The following is a 26195-nucleotide window of genomic DNA, read 5'->3' as shown; positions in this document are numbered from 1 at the left end:
CGTGTCCCGTGTCCAACTGGCCCTGCGCGTGGCCGACCTGGAAGCCTCGATCGCCCTCTACACCAAGCTGCTCGGCGTCGAACCGGCCAAGCTGCGCCCCGGCTACGCCAACTTCGCGGTGACCGAACCGCCCCTCAAGCTGGTCCTGCTGGAGGGCGCGGCGGGGCAGGACACCGTGCTGGACCACCTCGGCGTCGAGGTCGGGAGCACCGACCAGGTCGAGCAGGCCACCGAACGCCTGTCCGCCCTGGGGCTGTTCACCGACGTGCAGAACGACACCACCTGCTGCTACGCCGTCCAGGACAAGGTCTGGGTGCACGGTCCCGGCGGCGAACCGTGGGAGGTCTATGTCGTCAAGGACGACTCGGCCACCTTCGGCGCGGAGCCCACGACGACTGCCGCGTGCTGCACCGACGACCGGGCCCGGCCCGCCGGCTGCTGCGCCTGACCGGGCCGGGGTGGCTCACTTCGGCGCGATACCGAGGGCTTCGGCGATGACCGGGCGCAGGGTGCGGCTGAACTCGCGGTTGAGGTGGTTGGCGTCGAAGTACACCACCACACCGCCGACCACGCCGTAGCACTTCCGGTCGTCGCAGAAGTAGTCGGTCGTGTCGACGTAGGTGACCCCCGCCGTCCGGGTCGCCCGCGCGGCCTCCGCGAGCGGGTCGGCGGGCTGGGCGCGGTTGCGGTCGACCGCGCACGCCGCCGGGTTCCTCGGGTTCAGCCCGACGCAGTCCAGCGCCCTGACCTCGCCGTTGAGCGGCGGGTCGCCCAGCACGACGACCTTCGCGCCCGCGCCGGTCCACTGCTCCCAGAACGGCTCCAGGCCGTCGCGGTAGTACTGGGCCTGCGTGCGGCCCGACGCGTCGCGCGCGAGCTGCTGCCGGGCGTAGAACGACATGAACACCGTGTCCGGCTTGGTCCTGCCGATCTCGGCGGAGACCTCGGCGACCCAGTCCTGGCAGCGCTCGGCGTCCTCGGGCGACTCGACGCCCTGGTAGCCGACGAACGGGATCTTCGCGAACGGGCAGCCGCCCAGCAGGCTCATGGTGACCCGCCACTTGCGCTCGCGCGCCAGGTCCAGCAACGGGGCCTGCCACTGCTCGCCGTGCGAGTCGCCGACCAGCCACACCGAGGTCGGGTCCGCCGCGCCGCCGCTGAAGTCGCACACCGAGGTGGTCTGGCGGTCGCCGACCTTGTGCCGGTCGACGGCCGTGCACCAGTCCGCGCCCGCGCCCCACGGCGCGTTGGCCGGGCCGAGCTGGGCGATCCGGGCCGGTCCGAACGGGTCGGCGCACTGCCGCCCCGGGACCAGCGCCCCCGCGCCGTGGCACTCGGTCTCGACCTGCTGCGCCTGCTCCCGGGCCGCCTGCGCGACGTGCCGGTCGAAGGTCCACAGCAGCGTGCCCGCGACCAGTCCGATGGCGACGATCCCGGCGACCATGGCGACGAACGTGTTCCGGGTGCTGTCGGCCAGCGGTCGCCAGGCGATGCCCCGGTCCTCGACCAGGACTTTGGACAGCCAGGCCAGCACGACCGCGACCACGAGGACGCCCACCTGGTGCACGAGCGTCATCCTGCCCTCGACCAGCGTGTCCGCCAGCGCGAACGGCGCGAGCACGATCAGCGGCCAGTGCCACAGGTACAGGGAGTAGCTGATGTCACCCAGGAACTGGACCGGTGCCGAGGCCGAGACCGGCGTGTGCCACTGCCGCCCGCCGCCGGTGCCCGCGAGGATCACCAGCGCCGTGCCGACGGTCGGCACGAGCGCGAGGTAGCCGGGGAACGCCGTGTGGTGGTCGAACAGCACGGCCGAACCGACGATGAGCACCAGCCCCGCCAGCGCGGCGAGCCCGGCGGTGACGCGGGGCAGGGCGAGCTTCGCCCCGCCGAACGCGATCAGCGCGCCGATGGCGAACTCCCACACCCGCGCGGGCGTGACGAAGTACGCCTGGCTCTTGGCGACCTCGGTGAAGTAGACGCAGAACGCGAGCGAGGCCACACCGACCGCGCAGATGCCGACCACCTGGGCGGTGCGCCGCCTGATCTTGAACAGCAGCACCAGGAGCAGCGGCCACAGCAGGTAGAACTGCTCCTCCACGGACAGCGACCAGTAGTGCTGGGCCAGGCTCGCCACGGCGGTGAACGCCGAGTAGTCGACCGAGTTGACCGCCAGCAGCCAGTTCTCCGCGTAGAGCGCGGCGGCCAGCGCCTCGTGCGCGTTGGTCTCCCAGCGCGGGTACGGCAGCAGGACGTAGGCGGCGGCGAGGCTGACGCCCAGCACCAGGAACGCGGCCGGCAGCAGCCGCCGGACCCGGCGCGCGTAGAACCGCCCGAGCCGGACCCGGCCGGTGCGCACGATCTCGCGGTCGAGGTGCGAGCTGATGAGGAAGCCGGAGATGACGAAGAACACGTCGACGCCGACGTAGCCACCGGTCAGCCAGGTGGGCCAGATGTGGTTGAGCACCACGGCCATCACGGCGATGGTCCGCAACGCCTGGATGTCGGTCCGGAACGCCCGCCGCGCCGGCGGCACCTGCTCGGGGGCGACAGCGGTCGCTGCGGCGTGCGTGTTCGCTGTCACTGTGCTGTGCCCCCAGGTTCGATCCGATCCGGTCGGGCAGTCTACGAGATCGACGGGCACGCCCCATCCACCGCCTCGACGCGGAAATCCAACCCACAGAACACAATCCGTCACCGCTCGGAACGATCGGTAGTCGGACGTCGCCGGCCGAAGCGGTTTCGCCAGGCACGCCGCGCTCCGGCAGGTCGGGCACCTGCACGTCCACCGGACCCCGGTCGACCGCTGGGAGGTGGTCACCAGCGCGCGCGGCCGGGCTCACGCTGGGGCAGGGAGCGGCGGAACGTCGCCACCAACGCCATCGCCACCGCGTTGCCGCCGACGACCGTGATCGCGGCCGGGGGCACCACGGCGAGCGCCTCGACCACGTCCGTCAGGCCCAGCTCGCGGATCGCCTCCTCGGTGGTGAGGCCCCGCGCTGCCGTCCGGGCGGCCTCCCGGTCCCCGTCGTGGACGGCTCGCGCCAGGAGGCCGAGTCCGGTGCCGAAGCCGCTCAACGGCCACAACTCCCGCTCCACCAGCGTTTCGTCGTCCAGAGCGGCGAGCGCCCGGCGGGTGATGGCGACGTCGAACCGGTCGCCCCGGACCGGCGAGGGGTTGCGCTCGCCGGACCGGACGCGGGCCAGGGTCGCGGCGAGCGACCGCCACGTCGCCGACCGGGTCGCGTAGTCCTCGAGGATCCGGTCCGCCAGCGTGCCGGCCTGCGGGTTCCCGTGCGCGGCGGCGGCAATGGCGGCGACCACCGGCTCCCACGTGACGAGGAACTGGAGGAGGTCGGGGTCGTGGGTCGCGGCCTTGGCCAGCACGGCGTCCAACGCCCGGCCGAACGCCTCCTCGACGCGGTGGGGCTCCGCGTGACGGGTGAGCAGCTCGCCGAACCGGGGGCCGTCGACCCGGGCCAGTCCGCTCACCAGGGCACCCACCGAAGCCGGCACGTCGGTGTGCCAACGAATACCGGTGGCCAGCAGGCGTAGCCACCCGTCGTCGGGTGCCACGCCGGCCAGCGTCTTCAGCAGCAGCGCGGCCATCCCGTGCAGGTTTGCGGCGGCGTGGTCCGGGGTGGTCAGGTGCAGCAGCCGGCCCAGGCCCCGGTGGCTGTCGGCGACGGCGAGCGCGTTGCCGGTCGCGTAGAGGCGGCGCAGGCCGGTCCGGAGGTGCTCCTGGGCGACATCGGGGTGCCCGCGCTCGAACTCCAGGTCGCCCAGCGCGCCGTACGCCTTGCCCAGGTGCTCGGCGTCGCCCTCCCGGTCGAACACCTGGAGGCAGTCGACCACGATTCCGCGCGCTTCCCCGACCCGCCCGAGCGACAGCAGCGGGCCGTACCGGCTGAACCGCGTGATGGCGCGGACGAGGGGCGGCGCGTCGCGGCGGCGCTCCGACTCCGCGACGACCTCGTTGCACGCCAACGCCTCCGCCCAGTCCTCGGCCCGCGTGGCGACGACGGACGACACGTGGTGCACGTGCTCGCGCACCTGCCAGGGCGCGAACAGCCCGTCCGACTCGTCCTCCGGCAGGTCCGCCAGACGGTCGCGCAGCCCGCGCATCTCGGCCACGCCGTCCTGCTCGACGCGCAGCTCCACGCGGCACAGCACCCGGTCCGCCAGCAGGGACACCCGCGTCCGGGGGCCGACGTCGTGGCCGAGCAGCTCCTCGGTCAGGGCGAGCGACTCGGCGAGCCGACCGGTCCGGAAGCAGCCGTGCGCGAGCTGGAAGGTCGCCTTGAGCACCGCCGACCCGGCGCGGGCGTCGTGGAACACCCGCTCCGCCTCGACGGGATCGCTCGGCCACAGCAGGGACGCGAGCAGCGCGTCGACGTGCGACTCCACCTCGGTGCCCCGCGCCAGTCCGGCGAGCGCCCGCACGGCCGGCAGCGCGCTGCGGATCGCGGCGGGTGACATGTCGCGCACCAGGAACTGCTCCACCACGGCCAGGGCCGTCCGGGCGTCGCCCAGCCGCAGCAGGTAGGGCACGGCACCCCGGCCTGCGCGGCGGACCAGCCACCCGCTGTCGACCCACCAGTCCGGGGTGGGCTCGTCCTCGTGCCGCACGGCGAGCAGCAGGCTCGACGACCACGTGTCGGCGGCGGCCCGGTCGACGCGCGCGCGGAACCCGGCGTCGGCCAGGTCGCGCCCGACCGGGGCGATGGCCGGGTGCACCAGGTGGACCGGGACGTCCTGGTCGGGCAGCCGGGTCGTGGTGACCAGCCCGACGCCCGCCAGCACGGCCAGCGCGGCGTCGACCCGCGCGGCGTCGGTGTCCGGCAGGCGGTCGCAGACCCCCAGGACCACCGGGTGCAACTGGTCGCCGTCCTCCAGCAGGCACAGCACGGTGAACAGCGCCGCCTCGTGCTCGGGCAGCGAGGCCACCAGGCCACTCGTCCAGGCCCGCAGCACGCCCAGGTGGTGGTCGGCGTCGGCGGCGGTGTCGCCGGTCTCGAAGAAGTCCCGCACGGGGGTCGGCGTGCCGGTCCACGCCTGCTCGGCGTCGGCCAGCCGGGCGAGCAGCGCCGCCGGCCCGTCGGCGTCGGACGCCTGGCGGTCGGCCAGTTCCAGCAGTGCCGGGTGGCCTTGCGCGGCCATCAGCACCCGCGCCACCAGCTTCCGGCCGTCCTCCGCGCCGACGCCCGGCACCGCGCCGTCCACCAGCGGACCCAGCCGGGGCAGCTCGCGCACCAGCAGCAGCGACTCGTCCAGCGGCAGCGGGCCGACCAGGCGGCTCACCACCGCGTCGGGCAGGTCGGCGATCGGTCGCCGGGAGGTGAGCAGCGCGCGGGACAGGCCGGTGTGGTCGGTCAGCGCGGCGACCAGCCCGGCCCACCCCGGGTCGCGCCACCGCCCGTCGTCGGTGACCAGCGATTCGAGGTTGTCCAGCACGAACAGGACGCGGGTGGCGGCGCAGAACCGGGTGAGCACCGGCAGGAACCGGTCGAACTCCCGGCGGTCGCCCAGCCGGTGCCGCAGGTCGAGGCCGGGCAGCGCGGACTCCAGCCGCTCGGCCAGGTCGGCGAGGGCGTCGGCGGTCCGGTCGCCGTCGTTGGGCGCCCGGTACCAGACGGTGGTGCGGAAGCCGTCGCCGTGGGTGTGCGCGAGCTCCACCGCGCCGGCCGTCTTGCCGATGCCCGCCATCCCGTGCAGCAGCAGGCCGGACCGGCGGCTGCGCGGGGCCAGCACGCCCGCCGCCGCCGTCAGCAGGGGCGACCGGCCGACGAAGCGCTCCGGCGGGTCGGGCAGGTGGGCCGTCCGGCGGGCCTGCGCCTCGTCGAACACGACGGGGCCGGCGCGCGGGGCCCGCACCGCCGTGTCGACCGCCCGCGCGCCGAAGACGGCCGGCGTGCCGAGCGAGGCGGCGGGCCGGGACGGGGTCGCCGCGCGCCCCACCGCGTCGGGCAGCGCGAGCGCCAGCGCCTGGGCGACCGGCTGCCCGCGCCCGAGCAGCCGCCGGTAGAACTCGCGGGAGAGCCCGATGGCGAAGTCGTCGGTGACCGGGAACCGCATCCCGACGACGGCGGTGTCCAGCCGGTCGACCAGCTCCAGCGCCAGCGCGGACAGCGCGTCGGGCCCCTGGTCGGTCGCGGTCGGCCCCGGGTCGGGGGCGGGGCGGAGGCCCAGCCGGGTGCGCTGGTGGGCCAGGACGGGCGCGGCCGACGAGCAGGCCGACAGCACGACCAGCCGCACCCGGTGCGCCGTGGCCAGCAGCAGGTCGACCAGCTCCCGGCCGGTGACCGGGTCCGGGGTGCCGTCGACGTCCTCCAGCAGCAGGCCGCCGCCCGAGCCGTGCGCCGAGACGTGCACGACGTCCCAGCCGTCGGCGTCCTCCAGCACCTCGCGCAGGCGGTGCCGGGTCACGCCGTGCTGCGCGACGCGGAAGTCGATCGCCAGGTCCTGGGTCTGGGCGACCTCCCGCACCACGGCGGCGACCTCGTGCCGCTCGCGGCGCAGGTTCAGCGCCGACGTGCCGGCGGGCAGGCTGAACACGCCGAGCACCCGCACCGGCCGCGCCGGGTCGACCTCGGCGCGCGGCGGACGCGCCGGGGCGGTCTCCAGGTGGGTGACGAACGCGATCCGCGCCAGGGCGAGCGCCTGCCCGTCGACCACGGCGAACTCCAGCGGGCGGAACGCGAGCACCCGGGCGGGGCCGGGGATCGCCACCAGCACGGTGGTGGGTGCGCGGGCGAGCAGCGCGGGACCGACCGGCCCCAGCACCCGCTCACCGATCCACCGGCCGAGCCGCGCGACGATCCGGGCCTCCGACGCGGTGCGCTCGTCGGCGGCGGCGTGCACCCGGAGGTAGCCGTGCACGTCGGCGAACGCCTCGTGCTGCCAGCACGCCTCGTCGAGCGACACCTCGTGGTCGGCCACGAACCGGCCGGCGTCGGTGAGCACCCACCGCCACCGCCCCGGGCCGGTGAACCGCTCCGCCCTCAGGACGAGCACGGACCACCGCCGAGGCGGCCGGGTAACGGCCCGTCGGGCTTGAGCATGGCGGCCAGTATGCCGTGCCACGGGTGCCGGGTGCGGTGCAGCGCGGGTCCGGCGAGGGGCGAGTGCTCACCGCACGCGGTGCGGCCGGTGTCAGCGTTCGAGGGCCCAGCGCACGTACCGCGCCGCAGGGGCGAAGCCGGCACGCGCGAAGACGCCCGACGCCCCGGAGGGTGCGGCCGAGTCGACGGTGAGGCTCGCGCGGTGGTGGCCCTGCTCGGCGGCGGCCCGCAGCGCGTGCGCGAGCAGCGCCCCGGCAGCACCGCGCCTGCGGTGGGCCGGGGACGTCCCGAGGACCACGAAGTGCGCGTCCCGGATGCCGGTGGTCTCCGCGTCGGCCTCCCAGTGCGCGGTCACCAACACGGCCACCGGGGTACCGGTGGCGACCTCGCGCAGCAGGAAGCTCGCCCCGGGCCGGAACGTCTGGTTGACGACCTTGTTGCGCCAGGCGTCCACCGGCATCGGCACCGCGCCCCAGTGGTCCCGGTACGCCTCGTTGCGAGCGACCCGGAAGTCCTCGTCCACCTGCTCCGACCACGGCTCGACCCGCAGCCCGGCCGGCACCGCCGGGTCGGGCGTGGTGCCGGTGAGCGCGCGCTCCAGGCGCTGGAAGTGGCGGACCGGCGCGAAACCCCGGGAGCGCAGCAGCTCGGCCACGCCGGCGACGTGCTCGCACTTGTGCACGTCGACCACGAGCCGCGCCGCCGGGTGGTGCGCGGCGTGCAGCACCTCCGCCGCCGCCACCCCGGCGTCCACGAGCGCGGTGCCGACGCCCCGCCGCCGGTAGTCGGGGTGGACCGCGCCGTCCAGGAACACCCGGTGCACCACGTCCGCCGACGGCTTGAAGCGGACCTTCACGTAACCGACCATCACGTCGCCGTCGAACGCGGCGAGGCTCCCGCGCTCCAGGTCCGCGTACGGGTCGACCAGCTCCTGGAGGGTGTCCTCGGCGGTGTAGTTCTCGCCGATCCGGTCGACGGCCTCCACGGCGTTGAGCAGGTCGGCCGACGCGACGGCGTCGTGCCGGGCGAGCGGTCGCCACGCGAGGGTGCTGCGTTCTCCGGACATGCGACCGCACGGTAATCCCGGGCGCGCGGCCTGTCTCCGGAGTTTCCCGGACCCGGCCGGCGCGCGGTCCCGCGGCCGGTCGGGACGTACAGAACTCGTCCAGAGTCTGTGCAGGGCACCCGGCGGAGACTCGGCACTTGTGCTCTAAGTGCCCGCACCGGTGTCGACATGGGGAGCGACCTCAACTATGCGCGTATTGCTGATGAGCGGGCTCGGGCCTGCGGAACTGCACGAGACCTACCTGGAGGGCTCGCTGTTCCAGCCGTCCTTCGACGAGCGCGCCCGGGAGATGCTCCGCCGGGCGGGCCTCCCCGAGCTGAGCCTCGACCAGTTCGCGTTCGAGCACGCCGGCACCCGGTACGGGCTCCTGCGGCCGGCGTCGAACACCATGCCGCCGCACCTGACCACCGTGACCCTCCAGTCGATCCTGGAGTCCAGCGGGCACAGCTACGACATGCTCGGCCTGGACGGGGTGTGGACGGGCACCGCCGTCCCGCCCGCCGGCGACTTCGACCTGGTGCTGCTGTCCACCACGTTCATCTGGAACCCGCAGATCCTCGACCAGGCGATCCGCTGGATCACCGACAACCTGCCCGGTACGAGGATCATCGCCGGCGGGCAGTACACCAACCTCAAGTACATGCCCGCCATGAACCACCACCCGGAGATCGTCGCGGTGATCCGGGGCGACAGCGAGCAGTCGCTGCCGATGACGCTCGACGCCATGGAGAAGGGCGCGTTCCTCGGCGACATCCCCAACCTGGTGTGGCGCGAGGACCGCCGGATCAGGATCAACCCCATCGAGTACATCGACATCGACGGCTTCCCCTCGCCGAGCGTGCTGGGCAACGCCGCGATCGTGCCGTACGAGTCGATGCGCGGTTGCCCGTTCGACTGCAAGTTCTGCTCGTTCCCCGCCGCGTCGCCGAAGTGGCGCTACAAGTCGGCGGAGAAGATCCGGGACGACTGGCAGAGCTACGCGAAGCTCAACGGCGCGTCGCTGATGTACGCGATGGACTCGACGTTCACCATCCCGCCGACGCGGCTGCGCAAGCTGCTGGAGATCCTGCCGCAGTCCGACACCCCGCCGTGGGACGGCTTCAGCCGGGCCAACACGATCGACTCGGAGGCGGTGGTGGAGAAGCTGGCCGCCGCGCGCTGCCGGCGGCTCTACATCGGCTTCGAGTCGATGAACGACGCCACGCTCAAGCGGATGAGCAAGCGGGTCTCCGCCAAGCAGAACCGCAAGGCCGCCGAGCTGCTGTCCGACAGCGACGTCACCTACTCGATCTTCTTCATCGCGGGCTACCCGGGCGAGACGCCGGAGATGTACCAGGACACCCTCGACTACCTCGTCGAGGAGTTCGTCGGCCACTACTACGTCAACAAGTTCTCCATCAGCGACGAGAACATGCCGCTGTGGGAGGACCGCGAAGAGCTGAAGATCGTCGCCACCGACCCGACCGACACGCTCGCGCCGTGGTCGCACATCGGCATGGACAGCGTGGAGGCCGCCCGGCTCCAGACCGAGACGCTGGACAAGGTGCGGGCGCGCAGCGAGACCGCCGTCATGCACGCGTGGCAGGACGACTACCAGCACTGGCTGATGCCGCAGAACGACCGGCGGGCCAACATCGCCGTCGAGAAGTGCGTCGAGCGGCTCGGCATGGCGCCGGTCGACTACCCGGACCTGGACGAGGGCGCGCACGCGATGCGCACCCAGGTGGACCGGCTGCGCGACCTGGGCGTCGCGGTGGCCCCGGAGTCCCGGGAGCTGTGCCGCGACGCGATCTGAGGTCGTCCGCGCGGCGGTCCCACCACGCCGCCGCGCGGGCGACGCGCGCGGCCCCGCCGTGGCAGGCGGGGCCGCTTCCCCAACCCGAGAGGTGCAGAAACCCGATGCCGTCGGACATCCCCGAAACGAACGAGGCCGGCCCGGTCGACCCGATGGCGCTCCGCCGCGTCTGCGGGCACTTCGTCACCGGTGTCACGGTCGTCACCAGCGGTCGGGGCGAGCAGGCCGCCGGGACCACGGTCAACTCGTTCACCTCCGTCTCGCTGGACCCGCCGCTGGTGCTGGTCTGCCTGCACGCGGACTCCCGCCTGCGGGCGGTCGTGCGGGAGACCGGCGCGTACGTCGTGAACTTCCTCGCCGAGCGGCAGAAGGCGCTGGCGTGGGCCTTCGCCAACCGGGCGACGGCGTCGATGGAGACCGTCGGGCACCGGCCGTCCGCGACCGGCGTCCCGGTGCTCACCGACGCCCTGGCGTACCTGTCCTGCCGGCTGGCCGAGACCTCGGAGATCGGCGACCACACCATCTTCGTCGGCGAGGTGGTGGACCTGGGCGTCCCGGAGCCGCGCCGGCAGCCGCTGGTCTTCTTCAAGGGGCGGATGGGTTCGCTCGGCGAGGACGAGGCGCGCGCCCAGCGGGTCGTGGACGGCAACGGCTTCGTCCAGGCCGCGACGTGACGGCCGGCTGACCGCGCCGGCCGCACCCCACCAGCAGAACACCGTCACAGACTGCTCTTCCCGAAAGGTGAACCGTGAACACGACGGACAACGGACCGCAGGACGACAAGCGCTACGACGTCGCCATCCTCGGCGCGGGGATGGCGGGCGGGACGCTGGCCGCCGTGCTCGCCCGGCACGGGGTGAAGGTGCTGGTGATCGACGCGGGCGTGCACCCGCGCTTCGCCGTGGGCGAGTCGACCATCCCCTACACCTCGACCATGATCAAGGTCATCGCCGACCGCTACCAGGTGCCCGAGATCGCGCCGCTGGCCAGCTACCGGGGCGTGCAGAAGAAGATCTCCCCGATGAGCGGCCGCAAGCAGCACTTCGGGTTCGTCTACCACCGGGAGGGCGAGCCGCAGGACCCGGAGCAGGTCAACCAGCTCATGATCCCGGAGTGGCACAGCACCGAGAGCCACCTGTTCCGCCAGGACACCGACGCCTACCTGTTCAACCTCGCGGTCTCCTACGGCGCGGAGGGCCGGCTGGCCACCCGCATCCAGGACATCGACACCGGCCCGGGCGGGGTCGTGCTGCGCTCGGACCGGGGCGAGGAGTTCCGCGCGGAGTACCTGGTCGACGGCAGCGGCTTCCGCTCACCGGTCGCGGACAAGTTCGGCCTGCGCGAGGAGCCGACCCGCGCGCGGCACCACTCGCGCACGCTGTTCACGCACATGGTCGGCGTCAAGCCGTTCGACGACTGCGAGGGCGCGGCGGGCCACAAGCAGCCCAGCCCCTGGCACAACGGCACCCTGCACCACGTGTTCGACGGCGGCTGGCTGTGGGTGATCCCGTTCGACAACCACGACGGGGCGCTGAGCACGCTGTGCAGCGTGGGCTTGACGCTCGACGAGCGGGTCTTCCCCAAGCCCGACTCCTCGCCGCAGGAGGAGTTCGACGCGTTCCTCGCGCGGTTCCCGCAGATCGCGGAGCAGTTCGCCAACGCGGGCGTGGTGCGCCCGTGGGTCAGCACCGGGCGGTTGCAGTACTCGGCCACCCGCACGGTCGGCGAGCGCTACTGCCTGACCGCGCACGCGGCGGGGTTCATCGACGCGCTCTACTCGCGCGGCCTGAACAACACCTTCGAGGTGGTCAACGCGCTGGCCTGGCGGCTGATCGAGGCGTCCCGGGACGGCGACTGGTCGACCGAGCGCTTCGAGTACGTCGACAAGCTCCAGCAGAGCCTGTTCGACGTGCACGACGACCTGGTGTACAGCTCGTTCGTCGGTTTCCGCGACTACGAGCTGTGGAACGCCGTGTCGCGGGTCTGGAAATCCATCAGCCTGCTGCCCTCGCTGGCCCTGGAACGCGCCTTCCGGGTATTCCTGGAAAAGCGTGACGACCGGGTGCTGCGGGAGCTGGAGAAGAGCGACCCGCCGGGGCTGCCGGCACCGGTCGGCAAGGACCTCGTCGAGCTGCTCACCTACACCCGGGAGCTGTGCGAGCAGGTCGAGGCCGGCACCGTGACCACCCGGGACGCGGCGGACCGCATCCTCGCCCGGGTGCGGGACACCGACATCATCCCGGCGCCGTTCGAGCTGAGCGCGCCCGACAACCGCTGCTTCGAGGCGACCCCCGACCTGATGCAGCGGGTGCGGGACTGGGGTCGGCACGAGGCACCCGGCCGGATCAAGGGCATCTTCGGCTAGGGACAACGCCCGGCCGGTTTGCCCGTACTCGGGCGGAGTGCATTCCTCACGGCCTCCTCATCCATTTCGCAGCAGTCGGCTTGGAATGGATCCGAATCCTCGACAGTCGCGTCACCGGCTCGTTACTGTCGGGGGCGGGTCCGTTCCTCGTAATTCTTGGAGTATGGCATGGCAGACGCAGGTGCAGCCGTCTTCGACAACGGGGCTGCGTACCGCATCCCGGCGAGCAAGAATGAATTGTTGCTGCTGGTTGCCGCTCTGTTGGATGAAGAGCCCGAAGACGTCGACGAGCACGAGAACCTGATCGAGTACGGCATCGACTCCATCTCGGTCATGCGCATCGTCGGCGTGTGGAACCGGCAGGGCCTGGAGGTCAACGTCGGCGAGCTGTTCGAGCAGCCGACCATCGCCCAGTGGTGGGAGTTGCTGCACGGGCGGGTGCCCTCCGAGGCGGCCGACGACGAGTCGGTGACCGTCGACGTGGGCGCGCCGTTCGAGCTGGGCCCGGTCCAGCACGCCTACTGGGTGGGCCGGGCCGACGAGCAGGTGCTCGGTGGCGTCGGGTGCCACGTCTACATCGAGGTGGACGGCTCCGGGGTGGACGCCGACGCGCTGGAGCGCGCGGTGTACGCGATGGCGGAGCGGCACCCGATGCTGCGCGCCCGGTTCCTGGAGGACGGGACCCAGCAGATCATGCCGGAGACGGTGTGGGCCGGCCTGACCCGCTACGACCTGGGGGCCCTGGACGAGGTCGGCGTCGAGCGGGAGCTGGACCGGGTGCGGTCCGAGCTGTCGCACCGCCGGCTGGTGGTCGAGCGGGGCGAGGTGTTCGACGTCCGGCTGTCGTCGCTGCCCGGCGGCCGGACCCGCCTGCACGTCGAGCTGGACCTGCTGGTGGTCGACGTCCTGGGCTTCAACATCTTCCTGGACGACCTGGCCGCCTGCTACGCCGAGGGCGTCGAGACCCTGCGGCCGTTGACGTACACGTTCCCGCAGTACCGCGAGGACCTGGAGCGCGTGCGCAGCTCGGTGCGCGAGCGGGACCGCGAGTACTGGATGTCCCGGATCGCCGACCTGCCGCCCGCGCCCCGGCTGCCGCTGGCGTGCGACCCGGCGCAGATCGGCACGCCGGTGTTCCGCCGGCTCGCGCACTGGGTGGACCCGGACCGCTACGAGCGGCTGGTCAAGCTCGCCCGCCGCGCCCAGCTCACCCCGGCCATGGTGCTGGCCACCGCGTTCGCCGAGGTGCTCGGCCGGTGGAGCGGGCAGACCCGGATGCTGCTGAACCTGCCGGTGTTCGACCGGGTGTCGCTGCACGACGACGTGCCCGGCGTCATCGCCGACTTCACCAACCTGGTGCTGCTGTCGGTCGACCTGTCCGACGAGTCCTTCGTGGACTCCGTGCGCACGGTGCAGCGCCGCTTCCGGTCCGACATCTCGCACAGCGCCTACTCGGGCGTCGAGGTGCTGCGCGACATCGCGCGCCAGGCGGACGCGGAGGCGGGCAGCGCGCCGGTGGTCTTCGCCAGCAACATCGGCGGCGGCGACCTGCTCAGCGCCCGGTTCCGCAAGTCCTTCGGCGAGCTGGGGTACTCGATCACCCAGACCCCGCAGGTGTGGCTGGACCACCAGATCATGGACATGGACGGCGGCCTGTACTGCAACTGGGACTTCGTGGAGGGCCTGTTCCCGGCCGGGGTCGTCGAGGGCATGTTCGAGGCGTACTGCGGCGTGCTGGACTGGCTGGTCGAGGGCGACTGGTCGGTGCGCGCCCCCGTGGCGCTGCCGGAGAGCCAGCAGGTGGTCCGCGAGGTCGTGAGCGCGACGGAGGCGCCGGAGAGCGGCAAGTTGCTGCACGAGGCGTTCTTCGAGCGGGCCGAGGTCGAGCCCTCGCGGGTCGCGCTGCTGTGGGGCGACGACGGCGACCTGACCTACGGCGAGCTGTCCTACCAGGCCCGGCGGGTCGCGGCGGGCCTGGTCGCGCGCGGCGTGCGGCCCGGTGACGCGGTCGCGGTGACGGTGCCGAAGGGGCCGGACCAGATCGCGGCCATCCTCGGCGTGCTGGCGGCGGGCGCTGTCTACGTGCCGGTGGGCGTGGACCAGCCGGCGGCGCGGCGCGCGTTGATGCTGGAGGCCGCCGAGGCGGCGCACGTGGTGGTGGACCGGCCGGGTGGCGAGTGGCCGTCGGGTGTCGACGTGGTGGTGCTGGGCGAGCTGGGCGCACCGGCGCTGCCGGTCCCGGTGGGCCGGGTCGGCACGGACTCCGCCTATGTGATCTTCACGTCGGGTTCGACGGGGTTGCCGAAGGGTGTGGAGGTGTCGCACCGGGCGGCGGTGAACACGGTCGAGGATGTGAACGATCGTTTTGGTGTGGATGCGGATGATCGGGTGTTGGCGGTGTCTGCTGCTGATTTCGATTTGTCTGTGTATGACATTTTTGGTTTGTTGGGTGTGGGTGGGGCTCTGGTGTTGGTCGAGGAGGGTGACCGGCGGGAGGCCCAGCGTTGGGTGGAGTTGTGCGGTCGGCATGGTGTGACGGTGTGGAACAGTGTGCCGGCGTTGTTCGAGATGTATTTGTCGGTGGCGGAGGCGCGGGGTCTGGCTGATCGTCTGCGTTTGGTGTTGGTGTCGGGTGACTGGGTTGGTCTGGATTTGCCGGGTCGTTTTGCGGCGCGGTGTCCGGGTGGTCGTTTTGTGGCGTTGGGTGGGGCGACCGAGGGTGCTGTCTGGTCGAATGCTTTCGAGGTGGACCGGGTGGCGGGTGAGTGGCGGTCGGTTCCGTATGGTTTTGCGTTGCGGAATCAGCGGTATCGGGTGGTGGACGGGGCGGGTCGGGATTGTCCTGATTGGGTTGCGGGTGAGTTGTGGATCGGTGGGGTGGGTGTTGCGGAGGGGTATCGGGGTGATCCGGTCCGTTCGGCGGAGAAGTTCGTCGAGTGGGAGGGTGGTCGGTGGTATCGGACGGGTGATCTGGGTCGTTTCTGGGCTGATGGGACGTTGGAGTTCCTGGGGCGTACCGATCACCAGGTGAAGGTGCGGGGGTTCCGCATCGAACTCGGCGAGATCGAGTCCGTGCTCGAATCGCACCCCCACGTCGGACGCGCCGTCGTGACCACGGCGGGCACCGGCACGCAGCAGCGCCTGGTCGCGGCCGTCACCGCCGAGTGGCCCGCCGACACGGTCGACGTGGACGAGGTCCGCGCCTGGACCGGCGACCGGCTGCCCGGCCACATGGTGCCCGACCACCTGGCCGTCCGGGCGGACCTGCCGCTGACCGCGAACGGCAAGGTGGACCGCGCGAAGGTCGCCGCCGAACTCGCGGAGCAGGAGGTCGCCGCCGACGTCGCCGCCGAGCCCCCGCGCGGGCCCATCGAGGAGGCGCTCGCCGAGATCTGGGTGGAGCTGCTCCCGCTGGAGCAGGTGCACCGGACGGACAACTTCTTCCACTGCGGCGGCGACAGCCTCATCGGCACCCGGCTGATCGCCGGCCTGATCACCGAGGGCATCGCCGGCGCGGAGCTGCGGCTGCTGTTCGCCAACCCGGTGCTCGCCGACTTCGCCGCGCAGCTCCGGTTCGACGACGACGCCCCGGCGCCCGTGGAGTTCCACGCCGACGAGGCGGCCCGGTACGAGCCGTTCCCGACCACCGACGTGCAGCGCGCCTACCTGATCGGCCGCCGGCCCGAGTACACCCTCGGCGGCGTCGGCTGCCACTTCTACACCGAGTTCGAGGGCGTGGACGTCGACCTCGACCGGCTCGAACGCGCCTGGAACACGCTGATCGACCGGCACGACATCCTCCGCGCGGTCTTCGACGAGCAGGGCGCGCAGCGCGTCCAGCCGGCCGTGCCCCGGTTCACCATCCCGGTCGAGGACGTGCCCGCCGCCGACGCCGGCCCCGCGCTCGACCGCCTGCGCGACACCATGTCGCACCGCGTCTTCGACCCCGCCGCCTGGCCGCTGTTCGACGTCCGCGCGGTGCGCTACGGCGAGCGGACGCGGTTGGGCGTGGGCCTGGACAACCTGGTCCTGGACGCGCTCAGCGTGCTGATCCTGATGACCGAGCTGGAACAGCTCTACCGCGACCCGGGCGCGGAGCTGCGCCCGGTCGGCGTGTCGTTCCGCGACTACCAGCTCAACGCGCAGCCGTCGCCGACCGAGGTCGACACCGCCCGCGAGTACTGGCTGTCCCGCCTGGACGACCTGCCGCCCGCCCCGCAGCTCCCGCTGGCCACCGACCCCGCGCGCATCGGGCAGCCCCGGTTCGCGCGCAAGGAGGTGTGGCTGGACATCGACCGGTGGAACCGCATCACCGAGCGGGCGCGCAAGCACGAGCTGACGCCGTCGGCGCTGCTGCTGGCCTGCTACGCCGAGGTCCTCGGCGCGTGGAGCACCAGGCCGGACATGACGCTGGTGCTGACCACGTTCCAGCGCCGCGAGGTGCACCCCGACATCAACAACATCCTGGGCGACTTCACCTCGCTGCTGCTGGTGTCCTACCAGCCGCAGGCCGGCGCCGGGCTGCTGGACAACGCCCGTGCGCTCCAGGAGCGGATGTGGCAGGACCTCGACCACCAGGCCGTGCCCGCCACCTGGGTGCTGCGCGAGATGGCCCGCCGCGCCGGTGCCGCCGAGGTCGCCATGCCGGTGGTGTTCACCAGCGCCCTGGGCATCGTGGAGGACCTGCCGGACCTGCGCGCCGACGCCTACGCCGACGCCTGCTGGGGCATCTCGCAGACCCCGCAGGTGTGGCTGGACCACCAGGTCCGCGAGTACGGCGACGGCATCTACCTCAACTGGGACTTCGTCGAGGGGCTGTTCCCCGAGGGCGTGGTCGAGGGGATGTTCGAGGCGTACCGCGAGGTGGTGGAGTGGCTGGCCGACGGCGACTGGTCGGCCACGGCCCCCGTGGCGCTGCCCGCCGCGCAGCGGGCGGTGCGCGACCGGGTCGGCGCCACCGAGGCACCGGAGAGCGGCAACCTGCTGCACCAGGCGTTCTTCGAGCTGGCCGAGTCGGACCCGTCCCGCACGGCGCTGCTGTGGGGTGACGACGGCACCCGCACCTACGGCGAGCTGTCCGCTCAGGCCCGGCGGGTCGCCGCCGCGCTGGTGGCACGCGGGGTCGCGCCGGGTGACGCGGTCGCGGTGACGGTGCCGAAGGGGCCGGACCAGATCGCGGCCATCCTCGGCGTCCTCGCGGCCGGCGGTGTCTACGTGCCGGTGGGCGTGGACCAGCCGGCGGCCCGGCGCGCGCTGATGCTGGAAGCGGCCGAGGCGCGGTGCGCGGTCGTGGACGAGCCCGGCGGCGAGTGGCCCGCCGGCGTGGACCTGGTGGCGCTGGCCGAGGTCGGTCCCGACGCGCTGCCGGCTCCCGTCGGGCGCTCGACCTCCGATTCGGCCTATGTGATCTTCACGTCGGGTTCGACGGGGTTGCCGAAGGGTGTGGAGGTGTCGCACCGGGCGGCGGTGAACACGGTCGAGGATGTGAACGATCGTTTTGGTGTGGATGCGGATGATCGGGTGTTGGCGGTGTCTGCTGCTGATTTCGATTTGTCTGTGTATGACATTTTTGGTTTGTTGGGTGTGGGTGGGGCTCTGGTGTTGGTCGAGGAGGGTGACCGGCGGGAGGCCCAGCGTTGGGTGGAGTTGTGCGGTCGGCATGGTGTGACGGTGTGGAACAGTGTGCCGGCGTTGTTCGAGATGTATTTGTCGGTGGCGGAGGCGCGGGGTCTGGCTGATCGTCTGCGTTTGGTGTTGGTGTCGGGTGACTGGGTTGGTCTGGATTTGCCGGGTCGTTTTGCGGCGCGGTGTCCGGGTGGTCGTTTTGTGGCGTTGGGTGGGGCGACCGAGGGTGCTGTCTGGTCGAATGCTTTCGAGGTGGACCGGGTGGCGGGTGAGTGGCGGTCGGTTCCGTATGGTTTTGCGTTGCGGAATCAGCGGTATCGGGTGGTGGACGGGGCGGGTCGGGATTGTCCTGATTGGGTTGCGGGTGAGTTGTGGATCGGTGGGGTGGGTGTTGCGGAGGGGTATCGGGGTGATCCGGTCCGTTCGGCGGAGAAGTTCGTCGAGTGGGAGGGTGGTCGGTGGTATCGGACGGGTGATCTGGGTCGGTTCTGGGCTGATGGGACGTTGGAGTTCCTGGGGCGTACCGATCACCAGGTGAAGGTGCGGGGGTTCCGCATCGAACTCGGCGAGATCGAATCGGTCCTGGAGGCGCACCCGCACGTCGGGCGCGCGGTGGTCACCACCACCGGCACCGGTACCCAGCAGAAGATCACCGCCGCCGTCGTCACCGACCCGTGCGGCGGGCCGATCGCGTCGGGCGGCATGGCCGCGCTCACGCCGGCCGTCCGCGCCACCGTCGCCGCGACCGCCGGGGACGCCGAGGTCGAGGCCACGCTCATCGAGGCGTGGGTGACCGGCCTGGTGCAGGCCGGCGTCGGCCACGGCCCCACCACCCTCGACGACGTGGCCCGCACCCTGGGCGCGGCCGACGAGCTGCGCGGCGTGCTGCGGCTCTGGCTGGACTGGCTGGTCGAGCGGGACGTGCTCACCGCAGACGGCGACGCGTACGCCGCCGGACCGCGCCGGGACGCCGCGCTGGACCCGGCGACGTGGCAGGCCGGGCGCGCGGTCGCCGGGGCGCCGGTCCGCGCCACCGCCGACCGCCTGGTCGAGCTGACCGACACCGTCGCCGGCATCCTGCGCGGCGAGCGCGACCCGCTGGTGCTGCTGGAGGACCCGGTGCTGTCGCCGGAGGCCGCCGTCGCCACCCGGCCGGACACCGACAGCGCGCTGTGCGGGGTGGCGGCGACCATCACCGCCCTGGCGGGCGAGCTGGGCCGGCCGGTGCGGGTGGCCGAGCTGGGCAGCCGCACCGGCGTCGCGGCCCGGCGGCTGCTGGAGTCGGTCGCCCCCGAGCACGTCGAGCTGACCCTGCTCGACGCCGCGCCGCGCCTGCTCGACGCGGCCGAGGAGCGGCTCGCCGACCTGCCGCACGACCCGACGTTCCAGGTCGTGCGCGACGACGTGCTGCCCGACGGGCTGCGGCACGCCTTCGACGTCGTGCTGGCGAACCACTCGCTGCACCGCTACGCCGACCCGGTCACCGGCGCGGCGCTGGCCCGGCAGCTGCTCGTGCCCCGGGGCCTGCTGATCGGCCTGGAGCACCGCGAGCTGGCCCCGATCGGCCTGCTGACCGCCGGCCTGATCGAGTACGGCTTCGCCCCCACCTCCGGCGAGCGGGCCCGGCCCGGCGGTCCGCTGCGGGACGGCGCCGAGTGGGTGGACGTGCTGGACGAGGCCGGCCTGCGCGAGGTCGCCACCACCCGGTTCGACGGCACCTCGCTGCTGCTCCTGGTTGCGCGCACCGCGCCCGACCTGCCGGTGGTCCGCGAGGACGACGTCACCGCGCACGTCCGGGCGCAGCTCCCCGCGCACATGGTCCCCGAGCGGGTGGCCGTGCTGCCGGCGCTGCCGCTCAGCGCCAACGGCAAGGTCGACCGGGGCCGGATCGCGGCGCTGTTCGCCGACCAGGCCGACGCGGGCGACGGCGGCGAGCCGCCGCGCACCGCGATGGAGGAGACCGTCTCGCAGATGTGGTCGCAGCTCCTGCACGTGACCGAGGTCGGCCGGGCGCACAACTTCTTCGCGCTCGGCGGCGACAGCTTGTCCGCCACGCACTTCGCCGAGGCGATCCGCGCGCGGTTCGGCGTGGAGCTGGCGCTGCGGCAGATGTTCCAGGACCCGACCGTCGCCGCCGTGGCGGCGTCGATCGCCGCGAGCCTGGACGCGGTGGAGGCGGCAGACGATTCGATGGAGGACGGGACCCTATGAGCGCTCACGAGCTGATCGCCGAGTTGGCTGCGGCGGGCGTACGCCTGTGGGAGGACGCGGGGCAGCTCCGCTACCGGGCACCCAAGGGGACGTTGACGCCCGAGCGCGTCGCCAGGATGCGCGCGGCGAAGGAGGAGCTGCTGGAGGCGCTGCGCGTCGACCGGCTGCCCACCATCGTCGCGGACACCGAGAACCGCTACGAGCCGTTCCCGCTGACCGACGTCCAGGCGGCGTACCTGGTCGGGCGCCAGCACGGCTACGCCTACGGCGGCGTGGCCTGCCACATCTACCTGGAGGTCGAGTACCCCGAGCTGGACCCCGCGCGGACCGAGCAGGCGTGGAACCGGCTGATCGCCCACCACGACATGCTGCGGGTGGTGGTCCACCAGGAGGGCTACCAGCAGGTGCAGCGCACGGTCCCGCACTACCGGATCCCGGTCGCGGACCTGCGCGCCGACAGCGCCGACGCGGTCGACGCGCGGCTGCGCAAGGTGCGCGACGAGCTGGGCCACCAGGTGCACCCGGTCGACCGGTGGCCGCTGTTCGAGCTGTGCGTCACGCAGGCCCCGGACCGGGCGGTCCTGCACCTGTCGCTGGACTTCCTGATGGCCGACTGGACGAGCATCCAGCGGCTGCTGGGCTCGCTCGACCGGTTGCAGGCCGACCCGGACCACGAGCTGCCGCCGTGCGGGATCACCTACCGGGACTACGTGCTGGCCGAGCGCGGGCTGCTGGAGTCCGCGCGCTACGACCGCGACCGGGCGTACTGGCTGGCCCGCGTGGACGACCTGCCGCCCGCCCCGGAGCTGCCGACGTCGACCCAGCTCGACGCGGCACCGACGTTCCACGGCCACGCGGGCGTGCTGGCGGCCGGCGACTGGTCGGCGTTCAAGGAGCACGCCGCCGCCGCGGGCCTGACCGCGTCCGGCGCGGTGCTGGCCGCGTTCGCCGAGGTCGTCGGGCGGTGGAGCAGGCGACCGGAGTTCACCCTCAACCTGACCCTGCACAACCGGCTGCCGCTGCACCCGCAGGTGGACGCGCTGTTCGGTGACTTCACCTCGGTGATCCTGCTGGCCGTGCGGCCGGCGGCGGAGGAGTCGTTCGCCGAGCGGGCACGCCGGCTGGGGCAGCAGCTCTTCGACGACATGGACCACCGGCTCTGCTCGGGCATCGAGGTCATCCGCGAGCTGGTGCGGCGGCGCAGCCGCGACGAGGCGGTGATGCCGGTCGTGTACACCAGCGCGATCGGCGGCGGCGAGGACGACGGGGCGACCGGCCAGGTCGGCTTCAGCATCACCCAGACGCCGCAGGTGTGGATCGACTGCCAGGTGATGGAGCGCAACGGCACGCTGCTGCTCAACTGGAACGTCCGCGACGACGTGTTCCCGCCCGGCCTGGTCGAGGCGATGTTCGAGGCGTTCGAGGCCCTGCTGCGGCGGCTGGCCGGCGGCCGGGGCGCCTGGGCGGAGACCGACCCGGTGCCGCTGCCCGCCGCGCAGGCCCGGCGGCGGCTGGAGGTCAACGCGACCAGCGGCCCGCAGCCGACCGCCCTGCTGCACGAACCCGTGTTCGAGGCCGCGCGGCGGCACCCGGACCGGACGGCGGTCGTCGACGTCGCCGGCGAGCACACCTACCGCGAGCTGTGCGGGCGGGCGAGCGCCGTCGAGACGGCGTTGCGCGCGGTCGGCGCGGAGGGCGCGCTCGTGGCGATCGCGCTGGACAAGGGGATCGACCAGGTCGCGGCCGTCCTCGGCACGCTCGCGGCCGGCGCCGCGTACCTGCCGATCGACATGGGGCAGCCGACCGCCCGCCGCAACCTCATCCTGGACGACTCCGGCGCGGGGTTCATCCTCTGCGCCCACGCCGACGACACCGTGCCGCACCAGGTGCGGGTGGTCGCGCTGGACGACGTCCCGGCCGACGGCGGGCTGCCCGAGGCCCCGGTGCGCCGGGTCGGGCCCGACACCCTCGCCTACGTCATCTACACGTCCGGGTCGACCGGCACGCCCAAGGGCGTGATGATCACCCACCAGGCGGCGGCCAACACCGTCGCCGACATCAACGAGCGGTTCGGCGTCGGGCGCTCGGACCGCGCGCTGGGCCTGGCCAACCTCGGGTTCGACCTGTCGGTGTACGACATCTTCGGCCCGCTCGGGCTCGGTGCCGTGCTGGTGCTGCCCGACCCGCAGCGCCGGGGCGACCCCGGCCACTGGGCGGAGCTGGTCGAGCGGCACGCGGTGACGGTGTGGAACTCGGTGCCCGCGCAGCTCCAGATGCTCGGCCACTACCTGGGCGCCCACCCCGAGCGCGGCACCGGCTCGCTGCGCCTGGCGATGCTGTCCGGCGACTGGATCCCGGTGACCCTGCCCGACGAGATCCGCGCGCGGGTGCCCGACGTGCGGCTGGTCTCGCTGGGCGGGGCGACCGAGGCGTCGATCTGGTCGATCTACTACCCGATCGACGAGGTGGACACCTCCGCGCCGAGCATCCCGTACGGCTACCCGCTGCGGAACCAGACCTTCCACGTCCTCGACCACGCTCTGCGCGACTGCCCGGAGTGGGTCGCGGGCGAGCTGTACATCGGCGGCGACGGCCTGGCCACCGGCTACCTCAACGACGTGCGGCGCACCGGCGAGCGGTTCCCGACCCACCCGGTCACCGGCCGCCGGCTCTACCGGACCGGCGACCTCGGCCGCTACCTGCCCAGCGGCGCGATCGAGTTCCTCGGCCGCGAGGACCACCAGGTCAAGGTGCGCGGCCACCGGGTGGAGCTGGCCGAGGTGGAGGCGGCGCTGCTGACCCACCCGGCCGTGCGCGGCGCGGTGGTGCTCGCGGACGGCGCGGACGCGTTGCGGCGCAGGCTGGTCGCGTTCGTGGAGTGCGACCGGCCGACGCCGGACCTGGACGAGCTGCGGATCGACGACCACCTGCGCGAGCTGCTGCCGGAGTACATGTGCCCGGCGCTCGTCCAGGCGCTGCCCGCGCTGCCGATCACCGGCAACGGCAAGGTCGACCGGCGCGCGCTGACCGCCCGGCTGGGCGAGCTGGGCGACCGGACCGCCGTGCCCGCCAGCGACTCGCCGCGCGAGGGCCTCGAGACGACCCTGGCCGAGCTGTGGGCCGAGCTGCTCAAGATCGAGTGGGTCGGGCGCAACGACGACTTCTTCGCGCTGGGCGGCAACTCGCTGCTGTCCACCCAGCTCGTCGCGGAGCTGCGGGCGCGCGTGCCGCAGGCGGCGGGCATGTTCTTCGACACCCTGGTGCGCCAGTTGCTGCCGGAGCCGACCGTGGCCGCCATGGCCCGGTACCTGGAGTCGCAGGTGGACAGCGCGCCGCAGGTGGCCGACAGCTCCCGCACGGCCTCCCCGCTGCACCGGCTGGGCACCGGCGAGACCGGGCCGACGGTGCTGCTGGTGCACGACGCCACCGGCGAGATCGACCGCTACCAGCAGCTCGGCGACCTGTTCGACCCGTCGCGCAAGGTCTTCGGGCTGTTCGCCGGGCACGCGGAGGGCTACCTGCGGGTCGCGGACGACGCGCTGGTCCGGCGGCGGGCGACCGGTTACGCGCGCCTGGTGCGCGCGGAGCGGCCGGGCCCGGTCAAGGTCGTCGGCGCGGGCGCGGCGGCGGTGCTCGCGCTGGAGTTCGCGCACGCGCTGCTCGCGCAGGGCGTCGAGGTGCACGACGTGGTGCTGGTCGACGGCTACCGCTTCGACGAGCCGGTGACCGACGAGCTGCGGCTGGAAGCCCTGTTCGCCATGGAGCTGGGGTTGCGCGGCGAGGAGTTCGGCTACCCGGCCGACGGCGTGCTGCCCGAGGACCACCCGGTGCGCCTGCGCCCGCGCTCGGAACGGCTCGAAGCGCTCAACCGGGCCGCCCGGCTGCGCTCGCAGACCCCGATCACCACGCGGCTCGACATCTTCCGCAAGACGGTCGGCGCGCTGCGCGGCCACCGGCCCGAGCCGTACCCGGGACCGGTCCGGCTGATCGACACCGGGGCGGTGTGCGAACCGCTGGGCAAGGCGCTCGCCGCCGAACTGGCGGGCTGCCCCGACCTGGAGGTGGTGCCGAGGCAGGCGCTGCCGGTGATGGGCACGCTGGCCGCCCTGCTGGAAGAGCCGGCCCGGTGACCCGCACCCGGCACCGCGTCGGCCTGCTCGGCGGCTCCGGCGCGGTGGGCAGGCAGGTGGCGGCCCGGCTCCGCGCGCGCGGCGTCGAGGACGTCCTGATCGGCGGGCGCGACCTGGCGGCGGCCGAGGCGGTGGTGGCCGGCGTGCTCGGCGGCACCGGCCGGGCCGGCGTGGTCGACGTCCGCAACCCCGCGTCGCTGCGCGACTTCTGCGCCGACGCGACCGTCGTGGTCAACTGCGCCGGCCCGTCCCGGGTGATCGGCGACGTCGTCGCGGCGGCGGCCGTCCGGGCGGGCGCGCACTACGTGGACGTCGGCGGCGACGACCCCCTGCACGAGGTGATGACCGGTCCCGGTGCGCCGCCGTGCCCGGTCGCGGCGGTGCTCTCCGCCGGGATGATCCCCGGGCTGACCGGGCTGCTCCCGCGCCACCTCGCGGGCAGCGGGTTCACCGGGGTCGACCGGCTCACCGTGCACCACGGCGTGCGGGACAGGATCGGCTGGTCCGGCGCCTACGACCTGGTCGCGGGCATCATCGAGGGCCGGGACGAGTCCCTCGCGGGCTGGCGCTCCGGCGCGGCGCGCTCGGGCGTCGCCCGGCGCGCGGTGAACCGGGCGCTGCCCGGCTTCACCGAGCCGGTGACCGTGCACCCCTACCTGTCGCCGGAAGCGCGCCGGACCGCGCAGCGGCTCGGCCTGCGCGACGGCGACTGGCACACCGTGCTGTTCGACGGGCGGGTGTCGACCGTGCTGGGCGGGCTGCCCGCCCTCACCGAGGCCGACCTCGCGCCGACGGCGGAGCGGCTGCACCGCGCCGCCGACTTCGACGTGCTCGGGCGGACCCCGCAGGTCGGGGTGCTCTGCCAGCTCGACGGCACCGGGCCCGGCGGACCGCTGACGCGCTCGCTGGTGCTGCGGGCGACCGGTGCGGCCGAACTGGTCGCCGCCGCCGCTGCGGCGACGCTCGACGAGGTGCTCGACGGCACCGTGCCGGCGGGCGTGCACTTCGCCGCCGAGGTGCTGGACCCGGACCGCGCCACCGCGACGCTGGCCGAGGACCCCGGCGTCGTGCAGCTGAGCGTCCACGACGTTCCGCTCGACCACTTGGTGCCGCTGGACGAAGGAGCGATATGACGAGCCCGTTCCGGACCGCGTCACCGGGCCGCACGGCCCGGTACGCCACCTGCTACCGCGTGTACCGCCCGCAACGGGCGGCGCGGCTGCGGTTGGTCTGCTTCCCGCACGCCGGGGGCAGCCCCAGCTTCTACCGCCGGTGGGTGCAGCACCTCCCGGACTGGGTCGAGCTCGCCATCGCCCTGTACCCCGGCCGCGAGGACCGGTTCGGCGACGAGCAGTTCGACCGCCTCGACCTGCTCGCCGACGAGCTGGCCGACGCCCTGGTGCCGGCGATGGACCGCCCCACCGCCCTGCTCGGGCACAGCATGGGCGCGGCGGTCGCCTACGAGGTGGCGCGGCGCGTCGAGAACCGGGGCAAGGACCTGACCCGGCTGATCGTCTCGGCCCACCCCGGCCCGCACCGGCAACGGCCCAACCGGGTGCACCTGCGCGACGACGACGGGCTGATCGCCGACGTGGTCGCCCAGGACGCCGCTTCCGCCGCCCGGTTCGAGGACGCGGCGCTGCGCGAGCTGGTGCTGCCCACGATCCGGGCGGACTACCGGCTCATCGAGACCTACCGCCCGGACGCGCCGGCCCGGGTGCGCGCGCCGATCACCGCCGTGATCAACGACGACGACGTCGAGGTCGACGCCGACGAGGCGCGCGGCTGGGGCGACTGCACCGGCGCGGGCTTCGAGTTCCGGCAGATGCCCGGCGGCCACTTCCACCTGGTCGAGCACGAGGAGGAGTTCGTGCGGTGGTTGCTGACCCAGGTGCGCGTCGACCCGCCCAGCTGGCCCTCCACGCCCTGAACAGGAACAGAC

The 26195-nt window shown here is 73.3% G+C and carries 11 protein-coding genes; 8 read left to right on the top strand and 3 right to left on the bottom strand.

All coding sequences use genetic code 11. The annotated features are described in order from the left end of the window. Nucleotide 1: 1 nt before the first annotated feature. Nucleotides 2-448, top strand: a complete 447-nt coding sequence (locus AB0I60_RS00940) for an ArsI/CadI family heavy metal resistance metalloenzyme (protein WP_360724764.1) — start codon at nucleotides 2-4, stop codon at nucleotides 446-448. A 15-nt stretch (nucleotides 449-463) separates the two neighbouring features. Here the strand turns inward: AB0I60_RS00940 and AB0I60_RS00935 are convergent, their stop codons facing one another. The 3 genes from AB0I60_RS00935 to AB0I60_RS00925 form a co-directional block, all read right to left on the bottom strand. Beyond that, nucleotides 464-2584, bottom strand: coding sequence for an acyltransferase family protein (locus AB0I60_RS00935; protein ID WP_360724762.1), 2121 nt, complete (start codon nucleotides 2582-2584; stop codon nucleotides 464-466). Between the two features lie 233 nt (nucleotides 2585-2817). Then, on the bottom strand, nucleotides 2818-7014 hold the full coding sequence (locus AB0I60_RS00930; protein ID WP_360724760.1) for a CHAT domain-containing protein: 4197 nt from the start codon (nucleotides 7012-7014) through the stop codon (nucleotides 2818-2820). 138 nt (nucleotides 7015-7152) lie between these two features. Further along, the gene (locus AB0I60_RS00925; protein WP_360724758.1) at nucleotides 7153-8127 is read right to left on the bottom strand and encodes a GNAT family N-acetyltransferase; all 975 of its coding nucleotides are present in this window, start codon (nucleotides 8125-8127) and stop codon (nucleotides 7153-7155) included. A 187-nt stretch (nucleotides 8128-8314) separates the two neighbouring features. Between AB0I60_RS00925 and AB0I60_RS00920 the strand changes: the two genes are divergently transcribed. From AB0I60_RS00920 to AB0I60_RS00890, 7 genes are all read left to right on the top strand, one after another. Beyond that, nucleotides 8315-9922, top strand: a complete 1608-nt coding sequence (locus tag AB0I60_RS00920; RefSeq protein WP_360724756.1) for a radical SAM protein — start codon at nucleotides 8315-8317, stop codon at nucleotides 9920-9922. Nucleotides 9923-10026: 104 nt separating this feature from the next. Next, the gene (locus AB0I60_RS00915) at nucleotides 10027-10596 is read left to right on the top strand and encodes a flavin reductase family protein (protein WP_360724754.1); all 570 of its coding nucleotides are present in this window, start codon (nucleotides 10027-10029) and stop codon (nucleotides 10594-10596) included. A 74-nt stretch (nucleotides 10597-10670) separates the two neighbouring features. Beyond that, entirely contained in the window at nucleotides 10671-12287 is a 1617-nt protein-coding gene (locus tag AB0I60_RS00910; RefSeq protein WP_360724752.1) for a tryptophan 7-halogenase, read from the top strand. A 168-nt stretch (nucleotides 12288-12455) separates the two neighbouring features. Continuing rightward, a complete protein-coding gene (locus tag AB0I60_RS00905) occupies nucleotides 12456-20123 on the top strand; it encodes an amino acid adenylation domain-containing protein (protein WP_360724750.1) in 7668 nt (2555 codons plus the stop codon). Continuing rightward, nucleotides 20120-24253, top strand: a complete 4134-nt coding sequence (locus tag AB0I60_RS00900; protein WP_360724748.1) for an amino acid adenylation domain-containing protein — start codon at nucleotides 20120-20122, stop codon at nucleotides 24251-24253. The genes AB0I60_RS00905 and AB0I60_RS00900 overlap by 4 nt, the downstream gene beginning before the upstream one ends. Continuing rightward, nucleotides 24250-25386: a saccharopine dehydrogenase NADP-binding domain-containing protein gene (locus AB0I60_RS00895; RefSeq protein WP_360724746.1), complete on the top strand. Its 1137-nt coding sequence runs from the start codon at nucleotides 24250-24252 to the stop codon at nucleotides 25384-25386. Before AB0I60_RS00900 ends, AB0I60_RS00895 begins: the two co-directional genes overlap by 4 nt. Continuing rightward, nucleotides 25383-26183, top strand: coding sequence for an alpha/beta fold hydrolase (locus AB0I60_RS00890; protein ID WP_360724744.1), 801 nt, complete (start codon nucleotides 25383-25385; stop codon nucleotides 26181-26183). Before AB0I60_RS00895 ends, AB0I60_RS00890 begins: the two co-directional genes overlap by 4 nt. Nucleotides 26184-26195: the final 12 nt, after the last annotated feature.

Source organism: Actinosynnema sp. NPDC050436 (genome assembly GCF_040655415.1).
In the GTDB taxonomy this organism is placed as follows: domain Bacteria; phylum Actinomycetota; class Actinomycetes; order Mycobacteriales; family Pseudonocardiaceae; genus Actinosynnema.
The sequence above is the reverse complement of the archived record's forward strand: the minus strand, read 5'-3'. Positions and strand labels throughout refer to the sequence as shown.